General features: G+C 64.8%; 3 protein-coding genes. All 3 read left to right on the top strand.

All coding sequences use genetic code 11. The features are described from left to right. Positions 1–184 precede the first annotated feature (184 nt). Entirely contained in the window at positions 185–1,366 is a 1,182-nt protein-coding gene (locus ACE1EY_RS05860) for a tetratricopeptide repeat protein (protein ID WP_291512413.1), read from the top strand. Positions 1,367–1,456: 90 nt separating this feature from the next. Continuing rightward, positions 1,457–10,651, top strand: a complete 9,195-nt coding sequence (locus ACE1EY_RS05855; RefSeq protein WP_370299682.1) for an SDR family NAD(P)-dependent oxidoreductase — start codon at positions 1,457–1,459, stop codon at positions 10,649–10,651. Positions 10,652–10,678: 27 nt separating this feature from the next. Continuing rightward, positions 10,679–11,975: polyketide synthase (locus ACE1EY_RS05850; RefSeq protein WP_370299681.1), on the top strand; the 1,297-nt coding region annotated here is incomplete at its 3' end.

Below are 11,975 nucleotides of genomic sequence, written 5' to 3'. Positions count from 1 at the left end.
TTAAGAGGGACATCGACTCAGTTTGTCGACACATTAAGCGCTGTTTCCAAATCCTAAACAGCGAATCTCCTTCAAGCTGTCAATGCCTTCGTTGGCCGTCCTACGACTCTGTCAGAAATTTCCCATTGTTGGAACTCTGTCCCACGCGCTTGACTAGCGTCGTACCTAAATCCATCCGTGGAACATGCCGATCGACGACGATTTCGAGACCCCGACCGACGAGACCTCGCTCATGCTGGTCCGCGAGATTTCGGGGTTTGTTCGGGCCGGCGAACTCGACCGGGCCGAAGCCGTCATCCGCGAGCGGCTGGACGAACAACCCCGTTTCGCGTTTGGTCAGCTATTGCTCGGCATCATCTTCGCCCACGGCAAACGTTTCGATGAAGCGCTCGAAGCCTGCGAGGCAGCACTCGCGATCAATCCGAGGCTGGCGCCCGCACGGCTTCAGATCGGCCGCATCCACTACGACCAGGATGACCACGCCAAGGCCCGCGAACATGTCGACGCGGCACTGGCGATGGACCCCAATCTGGCCGGTGGTCAGCTGATGCTGGGCCTGCTGGCGATCGAAGCCAACGACCTGGATGCGGCAGAAACAGCCCTTAAGGACACCCTGGACATCCGTCCGCGACACATCGCCGCACGACTCATCCTGGCTGACCTCTATCTCGACGACGGCCGGATTCGCAAGGCAATCCGCCTGCTCAAGGCCGTGGTCAAGGATCGCCCCGAGTCCCTGATCGCCCGCCAGCGCCTGGGCCGGACGCTGGCCGCGGCGGGGAAACTCAAAGACGCGGTCAAGGTGTTCGAGGCCGCCGCCGAGCATGCGCCCCGGCCTGCTCGCTTCCATGCACTGGCCGGTGATGTCTACCGTTTGCTCGACCGTCCCACCGAGGCCGAAACCGCGTATGAAAAAGCGCTCTCGCTGCAGCCCCGATTCGAACGGGCGCGTTATGGCTTGTCGGACACACTGATCGATCAGGCGCGATACCAGGACGCACTGGCAGCGCTCGATGACGTGCTACAGCGGCGGATCCGCAACCACGCCGTGCACCAACGTCACGGTTTGATCCTGTTCGGCATGGGCCGGAACCGCGATGCCCTGAACGCGTTCCAGGCCGCGCTGCGCTTTGACGACTCCCTGATTCGACGTGATCCCGGACTGGCGGCCTTGCTTGATCGCGGAGATGACGCCGCCCTGCGCGAAACCGCCTCGCGGGTTCGCGCCTTGTTAAAGCCGCTGTTCAGCTTGCCGGATCGGGAAACCCGCATTCGGCAACGCGATTTCGCCATGCACTTCCGCCAGATGATGCCGCGTGCGCATCCGCTGGCCGCCAACGAATCCTCTGTTCAGGAATCCGCGTGATACCCGCCTTCCATCAATGGCCGCCGGCATCAGCGTTCTCACTTCTCCGTTTCCAGCCCGCCGCCCTCAATCGGGCCTGAGGTCGTAACCATGACTCAAACCACATTCGACATTCTCTGCCTGAGCCCCGCCGGATTTGATCATCCTGCGATCGCGGTTTCCGCCGCGCGCGCCGGGGGTATTGGCCTGATTGACGCCGAATTCTGCCGCGACGCGAGCGCCATTCGGAACGACCTGAACCGGGCATTGGACGCGACCGATGGCTCGCTGGGCCTGAGAATCCTGCCCGAACAGGCTGATCTGGCGGCCGAGTTGCTAGCAGCCGCCCGCCCTCGCGCGCTCTCGGTCGTTCTGATTCATGGCGACGTGCAGCAGACCTGCCAGACGCTGGTGCAGATGCGTAGCGCCGGGGCCGAACGGGTCTGGATTGAGATCAACGCCGCGGAACAGCTGGAGAGCTGCACCAGCGAACCGGATGGTTACGTGCTCAAGGGGCATGAGGCGCCGGGCTTCGTCGGCGACGATACGGCTTACATCCTGCTGCAAAAAGCGCGCAAGCAGACCAAGCGCCCCCTGTACATTCGTGGCGGCGTCGGACTGAACACGGCGGCCGCCTGTCGCCTGGCGGGCGCGGCCGGCGTCGTGCTTGACGATCAGTGCCTGCTGCTGCGTGAGTCACCGCTGAGCAGAGAACGGCGTGACGCGCTGGCACGCCTGAACGGCGGCGAAACTCGGCTGCTGGGGGAGCACCTCACGGTGACCGCCCGCGTATTTGGTGGTCCCCGCCATACCCTCTGGACCGATGCCGAGTCGCTGGAACAGGCCGCTGAAACCGACCCCGCGGCCGCGCAGGGCTGGCCAGCGAAGGCTCGCGCGCTGATCGGCTGGGACGAAACCGACCAGCTAGCGCCGATCGGTCAGGGCATCGGTGTCGCCAACGGCCTGACCCAATTCAAGACCGTCGGCCGCCTGATCCAGGCCATGCGCAAGCAATCTCAGGCGAACATCGAACTGGCCGCGACCCAGGCGGCCTTGTCTCCCGAGGCACCGCTGGCCGCTTCACATGGCACCCGTTACCCGGTGGTGCAAGGCCCGATGACCCGTGTATCCGACTCCGCCGCCTTCGCCGTCAAGGTGGCCGAAGGTGGTGGCCTACCAATGCTCGCCCTCGCCTTGATGCGCGGCGAGCAGGTGCAGTCCCTGCTCGAAGAAACACGCGACTCGATTGGAGATAAACCCTGGGGAATCGGGCTATTAGGGTTCGTTCCTCAGAAACTGCGGGAAGAACAGATCAAGGCGGTTCTGGCCTGCAAGCCCACCTACGCGCTGATCGCCGGCGGCCGCCCGGATCAGGCTGCGCATTTCGAATCCGAAGGCATTCCCGCATACATCCACGCGCCGGCACCGGCCTTGCTCAAGATGTATCTCGACCAGGGCGCCCGACGCTTTGTATTCGAAGGCCGGGAATGCGGCGGGCATATCGGCCCCATCGCCAGCTTCCCGCTGTGGGAGCAGATGATTCGCGTGCTGCTGGACCAGGTGAAACCCGCCGACGCTGCGAATGTTCACGTGCTCTTCGCTGGCGGCATCAATGACTCGCTGTCCAGTGCGATGGTCGCCGCGATGGCCGCTCCGCTGGCCGAACGCGGCATGAAGGTCGGTGTGCTGATGGGTTCGGCCTATCTGTTCACCCAGGACATCGTGGAATCCGGCGCGATCGTGTCCGGCTTCCAATCCGAAGCCGTTGCCTGCAAGCGCACCGTGAGTCTGGCCACCGGCCCCGGGCATGCCAGTCGCTGCGCCGACACGGCGTTTGCGCGCGAGTTCTTCGATACGCGGCGCAGCATGATCGCCAAGGGCGCGCCTGCCAGCGAAATATCGGAAGTCCTGGAAGACCTGAACCTCGGTCGCTTACGCATCGCCAGCAAGGGCGTGAACCGCGATGGCTCCGGCCAGATTGTCCGGATCGAGGATGCGGACCAGCATCGCGATGGCATGTACATGATTGGTCAGGTCGCTACCTTGGCCGACAGCGTGCAGACCATCGAGGCGTTGCACGAGTCGGTTTCGACGGCCGCGACCGAGCGTTTGGCAGCCTGGCACCTGGAGCGCACGGAACGCAGCGCATTCGCCAAGCCCTCCGACATCGCAATTGTCGGTATCGGCACTTTGCTGCCCAAGGCCGAGCAAGCCGAGGACTTCTGGAACATCGTCCTCAACAAACGGAAAGTCACCGATGTCGTGCCCAAGACCCGCTGGGATTGGGAGATGTACTACGACCCGGACAAGACCGCTCGCGACAAGGTCTATTCGAAGTGGGGCGGCTTTCTCGACGAGATTGTCTTCGATCCCCTGACTTTCGGCATTCCGCCCAAGTCGATGAAGTCCATCGACCCGATGCAGCTGCTCTGCCTGGAAGCGACCCATCGCGCGTTGACCGACGCCGGCTACGCGGATGGCGACTTCGATCGCGAGAACACCAGCATCATGCTGGGCGCCGGCGGCGGCGTGGGCGATCTCGGCATGCAATACGGCGTTCGCTCCGAAATCCCCCGTTTCGTGGATGCGCCCTCCGACGACGTCTGGGACCGCCTGCCTGAGTGGACGCAGGAATCCTTCGCTGGCGTGTTGCAGAACGTGGCGGCGGGTCGCGTCGCCAATCGCCTGGACTTTGGTGGCCGCAACTACACCGTGGATGCGGCCTGCGCCTCGTCCCTCGCTGCCGTCAGTCTGGCCGTGGACGAACTCGAGTCCGGACGCGCCAATGTCGCATTAGCTGGCGGCGTGGATACCGTTCAGGGTCCGTTCGGTTATCTCTGTTTCTCCAAGACCCAAGCGCTCTCCCCGACCGGGACCGCACGCAGCTTCGACAAGGCCGCCAACGGCATCGTGATCTCCGAAGGCGCGGCCGTTCTGGTCATGAAGCGCCTGGCTGATGCCGAACGCGACGGCGACCGCATTTACGCGGTGATCAAGGCTGTAGCCGGCTCGTCTGACGGCAAGGCCTTGGGCATGACCGCTCCGCGCCCTGAAGGTCAGATGCGCGCGCTGGATCGCGCCTACGCCAAGGCCGGGTTCCGCCCGACCGATCTGGGCATGATCGAAGCACACGGCACCGGAACACCGGTCGGTGACAAGGCTGAAGCCGAGACGATTACCCGCACGCTAAGGGCCGAGGGCGCACCGCCCCAAACCGTCTCACTAGGTTCGGTCAAGACGGTGGTTGGCCACACCAAGGCGGCCGCCGGTGTCACCGGCCTGATCAAGATCGCATTGTCGCTACATCACCGCGTCCTACCTGCCCATGTCGGGGTCGATGACCCAATCGACACGGTGGCGGACCCCAGCTCACCGGTTTATCTGCTCGACGAACCCAAGCCCTGGCTGACCAAGCCGGGTGAAAAACGCCGCGCAGGCGTATCCGCATTCGGCTTTGGTGGCACGAACTTCCACGCCGTGCTTGAAGGCTATGACGGCGAACTGGACACCCAGGCCGCCCCGGTGGGCGCAGAAGACTGGACGCAGGAACTGTTCGTGTTTCGGGCCGCCGATGCCGCTGCGCTGGCCGAAACGCTGGGGCGCATGGTCACCGCACTGCGCCAGGGCACGAACCTGCCGCTGCGCCATCTGGCCTACTCGCTGGCCGTCGATGCCGATGCGCAGCTCGCCAAGACAGGAAAGACGCCGGCGGCCTGCGTCACCGTGGTCGCGAGCAGCTACGACGAGCTGACCAAGGGGCTGGAAGCGGCGATCGCATCCTTGTCCGCCCCCGACCAGCGCACCCTGCCCCCGACCGTTTCGGTGGCCACCGGTATGCCGGAAGCCGCGCCGCAGGTCGGTTTCATCTATCCCGGCCAGGGCGCTCAGCACGTCAACATGGGCCGCGAGGCCGGCCTGTTCATTGCCGACATCCGCGATGCACTGACGCGGGCTCACCACGTCTTGGCGGACGATCTCGACACGCTGCTCGACAAGCTGATGTGGCCCCGCGCCGCTTTTACGGACGAGCAGCGCAAGGCGCAAACCGCCGCCCTGACGGATACCCGTGTTGCCCAGCCCGCGATCGGCGCGCTAGAACTGGGCATGACCGCGCTGGTGCGTCGCCTGGGCATCAAGCCGAGCGCATCCGCCGGCCATAGCTACGGCGAATATGCGGCACTGGCTGCGGCGGGCGTATTGAACGACGTCGATTTCCTCAAATTGTCGGCGCTGCGTGGGCGGGTGATGGCAGAAGCATCAGCCACCGGCACGCCCGGCGGCATGGCGGCCGTGCAGGCCGAGCGCGAACAGGTTGTCGCAGCGCTGAAGGCCTTCCCGCGCCTAAGTGTCGCGAACCATAACGCGCCCACGCAGACGGTGATTTCCGGCCCGAAGGCCGATATCGACCAGGCAGCGGTCGCGCTAACGGAACAGGGGCTGCAAACACGCGTGCTGCCGGTCTCCGGCGCCTTTCACACCGAGTTGGTGGCCGCGGCGCAAAAGCCGCTGTCCAAGGCCATCCGCAAGGCCACGATGCAGCCGGCGGCATTCCCGGTGTACTCCAACTCCACCGGCCAGCCCTACCCCACCGATCCCGCAGAAATGTACGCCCGGCTGGAGCGGCACATGCTCAGCCCAGTCGAGTTCGTCTCCGAAATCCAGGCCATGCATGCAGCGGGCATCCGGCTGTTCCTGGAGATCGGTCCCAAATCGATCTGTTCCAACATGATCCGCCAGACGCTGGCCGGCACCGACGCCCAAACCGTCGCTCTCGATGGCAACGGCGGCGGGCTGCGCGGCCTGCTGACCGGCCTGGGACAGCTGCTCACGCAGGGTGTGCCAATGCAGGCCTCGGCCCTGTTTGCGGGCCGCCCCGTGGAGAAGGTGAAGCTGGAGCGGCTGGCCGAGCTGGTCAAACCGGCCTCGCTGTCGCCGACAACCTGGTACCTCTCCGGTGGCTGTGCCCGTCCGATGGACGATCCCATTCTGCGAATGGGCAAGCAGCCGCCCATGCTCAAGGCGGACGCCGAGCAGAAGGTCGCCGAAATGAAGGCACTGCGCGAAGCCGCGGCGCGGCCTGCCGCCGTCGCCGCTGCGCCTGTCGCGGTAGCGAACACGCCGCAGCAATCCGCTCCGGCCGCCGCCGCGCCGGCTGGGGGCGTGGAAGCATTGGCTGCCTACCAGCAGACCATGCGTGAATTCCTGTCGCTGCAGGAGCGCGTGATCCAGCAATACCTGGGCAACGCACCCGCAGCTGATGCCGCGCCGCAGACCATGCCCGTCGCGGCGGCGACTCCACCCGCAATGGCACCCGCAGCAGCCGCCGCTCCAATGCCGGCAACGCCCGTTGCTGCGGCGGCCCCGGTCATGGCCGCTCGGCAACCCGTGGCGATGACACCAACAGCGGTGCCGTCCCCACAACCGGGGCTGTCCGCCGACGACCTGCAACGCCTGCTGCTTGGCATCGTGTCCGAACGCACCGGGTACCCCGATGACATGCTCGATCTCGATCAGGACCTGGAAGCCGAACTGGGCGTCGATTCGATCAAGCGCGTGGAGATTCTCGGGGCTCTACAAAAGTCCTTACCCGGCCAAGCCGGCGAGGACATGGCAACCGAGATGGAATCCTTCACGCAGGCCAAGTGTCTGCGGGACATCCTGACGCTTGCGACCACCCTGCTGGGTTCGGAGACCAGCGCGACTGCGTCGGCAGCCGTTTCGGCACCCGCGACGACCGCTGCACTCGACACCCGTGCCTTGCTGTTGTCCACCGTGGCCGAGCTCACCGGCTATCCGGAGGACATGCTCGGCATGGACCAAGACATGGAAGCCGAGCTGGGTATCGATTCCATCAAGCGGGTCGAGGTGCTGGGCAGCGTGCAGAAAAGTTTGCCCGCGCAAGCCGCCACGGCAATGCAGGATGCCATGGAGCGCTTCACTCAGGCCCGGACGCTGGCGGCGATCCAGGCCGAGCTCGGCCAGTTGCCGGGCCTGGCGGCAGGTGCTGCCGCTACGCCCGCCAACAGTGCTTCCGCAGCGACGGTCGATGTACAACCGCTGGTGCTGAGCATCGTCGCTGAGCTCACGGGTTACCCGGAGGACATGCTGGGCCTGGACCAGGATCTGGAAGCCGAACTGGGGATCGACTCGATCAAGCGCGTCGAAATTCTCGGTCAACTTCAGAACTCGCTGCCCGCCGAAGCCGGCGCCGCCATGCAAGCCGCGATGGAAACCTTCACCCAGGCGCGCACGCTGTCCGCGCTGATCACCCAGGCGGAAACCTTGCCAGGGATGGGTGAAATTGCCGCCAACACGCAACCACAGGCCGCCCATGCGCCATCGCTCGATCTGAAAGCCGCGCTGCTGACGACGGTCGCCGATCTCACCGGCTACCCCGAGGACATGCTGGGTCTGGACCAGGACCTGGAAGCCGAGCTGGGCATCGACTCCATCAAGCGCGTCGAGATCCTGGGTCAGTTGCAACAGCAGTTACCCGCCGAGGCCGCGGCTGCCATGCAGGCGTCGATGGAGACATTCACCCAGGCCCGCAGCCTGCAGGCGGTGCTGGATGCCGCCGCGCCGCTGCTCGGCGGTGTGCAGCCCGCGGCCGTGAATCCGGCCGCTACAAAGTCTGGCGTCGACATCAAGGCGGTGCTGCTGCGCATCGTCGCCGACCGGACCGGCTACCCCGAAGACATGCTGGGCCTGGATCAGGATCTGGAAGCCGAGCTGGGCATCGACTCCATCAAGCGCGTCGAGATTCTCGGCGCCCTGCAAGAGGCCCTGCCCACCGGGCAGTCCGCCGCCGTCGCAGAGCAGATGGAATCCTTCACGCAGGCCCGCAGCCTCCAGGCGATTATCGATCTGGCCGGCCAAAGCGTGGGCGGCGCGCCGACCCAGGCGGAACCGCCAAAGCCGATAACAACGGCGACGGAGGAACCGGAAACGCAGGGCCATCCGGCACCGGTGTATGCGATGAAGGCGGTCCCGAGTACGGCACCTGTTGTTCCGGACCAGCTGGATGGGCACGTCCTCGTGACCGGGCCGGATTCGCCGACGGCACAGGCACTGGCCGAGGCGATTAAAGCGCATGGCGGACAGGTCATCCGGCAATCCGAGGCAGCTGACGCCACACTGCGCTATGTCGTGGACACCACCGGTTGTCTGAGTGATCACCGCGACGCCACCGATGCCTTTTTCGCCTTCGTCGAAACGCTCAAGCATCTCGAACCGCGTCTCGCCAGCCTGCAGGTGATTTCCCTCAGCCAACTCGGTGGGCAGTTCGGTCGTGACCTGAGTCCATCCGCGGTGTCGGCTGTCGCCGGCGCAGCCAATGGTCTGTTCAACTGCTTGCGCAAGGAGTATTCCACCGGCGTCTTCCGCGCCGTTGATTTCGAGGCGGATGCCGCACCGGAAGCGGTGGCCGAACGTGCGCTAGCCGAAGTCTGCAGCCCGGACACCGCGTTTGAGGTGGGCTACCGCAACGGCGAGCGCTTCAACTTCGGCACGACGCTGGCGCCCGCGACGGTCGAGAGCCACGCAGCAGTAGAACCTCAGAGCGACTGGATCACCGTTGTGACTGGCGGCGCGCGGGGCATTACCGCGGCCGTGGTCGAACGGCTGACGGTGCCGGGCATGCGGCTGGTCCTGCTTGGGCGCAGCCCGCTGCCCGGGGCAGAAGACCCCGCGCTGGCCAGCGTCAGCGACGGCCAGCTCCAGGCCGCGATTATTCAAAACGCCAAACAAACTGGCGAGTCGCTCACCCCGGCGGATGTTAAAAAGCGTGTTGCCCGTGCGCTGGCCGACCGCGAAATTCGCAGCAACCTCGCAAGGCTGGAAACCGCTGGCGCTACGGTTGACTATCGTAGCTGCGATGTCGCAGACGCCGACGCTCTGTCCTCACTGATCAGTGGTCTTTACGACGAGTTTGGCCGGATTGACGCAGTCATTCACGGTGCGGGCGTGATCGAGGACAAACTGTTCAAGGACAAGACAACCGAGTCCTTTCAACGCGTGTTCAATACCAAGGTTCAGGCCGCGATCACCCTGTCCCGTGTGCTGAAACCCGAGTCGCTGAAGCTTTGCGTGTTCTTCGCCAGTGTGGCCGGCCGCTACGGCAACAACGGTCAGGGTGACTATGCATCGGCCAACGAAACGCTGACCCGCCTGGCCTGTCAGCTCCGTACTCGGTGGCCGAATGCTCGAGTCATGGCGATCTCCTGGGGCCCGTGGGATGCGGGCATGGCGACCGAGGCGGTCAAAGCGCAATTCCGGCGGCAGGGCATCGTCCCCATTCCGCTGCGCGAAGGCTGCGAAACCTTCATGGACCTACTGGCCGGGCAGCTCCCCCAGACTGCCGAAATCATTGTTGGTGAAGGGCCGTGGCCCGCACCTCCGCTTCCCGCCGGCACCACCGACGCCCAGGCAGCCAGCGCCTATCCGCTGGTCCGTCAGGAGCTGCGCATGGGGCCGGGGGGCGCGATGACGCTGGACCACACATTCACGCTGGAGTCAGACCCCTATCTAGACGACCACCGCCTGGACGGCAAGCCCGTGCTTCCGGCGACCGGCGCGCTGGAATGGATCGCCGAGTTCACGGCCGCCGGATGGCCGGACTGGACCGTGGTCGAGATCCAGGATCTGCGCGCCCTGGCCGGTGTAACCCTGCAAGACGGTCCACGCGCCGTGCATCTGAAAGCACGGGCCGCGGCGCACTCGGATCCCGGCTCGCAGGCCATTGCTGTGGAAATCCAGGACCCGGAACGCAAGCAGGCTCTGTACAAGGCAACCGTCATCCTCGCCCAGTCGCTGCCCACTGCGGAAGCGTCGCCAGCGCCTGCCGCCCTGACCGGGCCGAAGTACGACGCCGCCACGATCTACACGGAGCATCTGTTTCACAAGGCCCGTTTCCAGCTCGTTGACAGCGTGCATGCCGTCAACAAGGACGGCGTCGATGCGGCGGCTCGCCCCGCCCCGGTCGGCGAATGGGTGAACAGCACCACCAGCGACTGGCTCTTCGACCCCGGCCTGCTGGATGTCGGACCGCAGCTCGCCATCGTCTGGGCGCGGGTGAACCATGACCGAACGGCATTGCCCAGCCGGTTCGGTCGTATCCGCCGCTTCGGCAGCGAACCGATCACCGGACCGGTGCAGGTGTCGCTGCGCATGCGAGAGGCGCCACACGCAGCAGCTGTGCTCTACGACGTGATGTTCCACGACGCGGATGGCCGCTTGCGGCTGGCCTGTGAAGACATGGAAGGCACCATGACCAGTGCACTCAATCGCCTGACCGGCGCCCAACAGTAATTGGCCGATAGAGCCAGGAGACTCAGCATGAGTGCAGACCGCTTCCCCGAACCCGTTGCCATCGTCGGCATGTCCGGCTGTTTTTCCGGTGCCCGTGACCTGCGTCAGTATTGGCAGAACATCGTCGATGGCGTGGATGCCATCGGCGAGGCTGACGCGGAATGGCTGGGACCGTATTTCGACCCCGAGTCGAAGGAAAACGACCGCATCTACACCAAGAAAGGCGGATTCCTGAACGATCTGGCGGAGTTCAACCCGGTCGAGTTCGGCATCATGCCCGCAGCCGTGGATGGCGGTGAGCCTGACCACTACCTCGCGCTGCGGCTGGCTCGGGATGCACTGCGCCATGCGGATTACATTGACCGCAGCTTCAATCGCGAAAAAGCCGGCATCGTGCTGGGCCGCGGCACCTACATTAACCGCGGCTACACCACGCTGATGCAGCACGGAATGATGGTGGATCAGACCTTGTCCGTCGTCCGCCAACTTCGTCCTGACCTGGACGAATCCGATATCGCCGATCTGCGCGCTGGCCTCAAGAAACAGCTACCCGCATTCAACACGGAAATGTCGCCTGGCCTGGTGCCAAACGTCACCACCGGCATTATTGCCAACCGTCTGGACCTGATGGGCCCGAACTACATCCTCGACGCGGCCTGCGCCTCGTCGCTGATCGCCATCGAGTCCGCCTGCCGCGAGCTGTTTTCGGGCCGCTGTGACATGGTGCTCACCGGTGGTTGTCAGGCTCATACGCCGCCGCAGTTGATGATGATCTTCTGCCAGCTCGGCGCCCTGACCCGCGGCAATATCCGTCCCTTCGACGTCAATGCTTCCGGCACCCTGCTTGGCGAAGGGGCCGGCATGCTGGTGCTGAAGAAGCTCTCGGATGCCGAACGCGACAACGACAACATCTACTCGGTGATTCGCGGCCTGGGCACGTCATCCGACGGCAAGGCCAAGGGGCTGCTGGCGCCCCGGATGGAAGGCGAAATTCTGGCGCTCAAGCGCGCCTACGAATCCTGCGACATCGACCCCGCTACAGTGGGTCTGATCGAAGCCCACGGCACCGGCATCGCCCTGGGCGACAAGACGGAGATTCAATCCCTGGGTTCGGTGTTCGGCGCGCGTTCCGCCGATGCCGATCTGCCGCGAACGGGCATCGGCTCGGTGAAGTCGATGATCAGCCACTGCATTCCGGCCGCCGGTGCCGCCGCGATGATCAAGACCGCGCTGGCGCTGCATCACAAGGTGCTGCCGCCGACGCTTTGTGATGAGGTCAATCCGGCGCTGCACCTCGAAGAAACACCTTTCTACATCAACAACA

Source organism: Abyssibacter sp. (genome assembly GCF_964229365.1).
In the GTDB taxonomy this organism is placed as follows: Bacteria; Pseudomonadota; Gammaproteobacteria; order Nevskiales; family OUC007; genus Abyssibacter.
Note: the sequence above shows the minus strand (reverse complement) of the source record. Positions and strands in the feature narration are given on the sequence as shown.

Excerpts from the sequence above, each read along its gene's own strand:
- ACE1EY_RS05860 (WP_291512413.1), top strand. The coding sequence starts at position 185 with ATGCCGATCGACGACGATTTCGAGACCCCGACCGACGAGACCTCGCTC.
- ACE1EY_RS05855 (WP_370299682.1), top strand. The coding sequence starts at position 1,457 with ATGACTCAAACCACATTCGACATTCTCTGCCTGAGCCCCGCCGGATTT.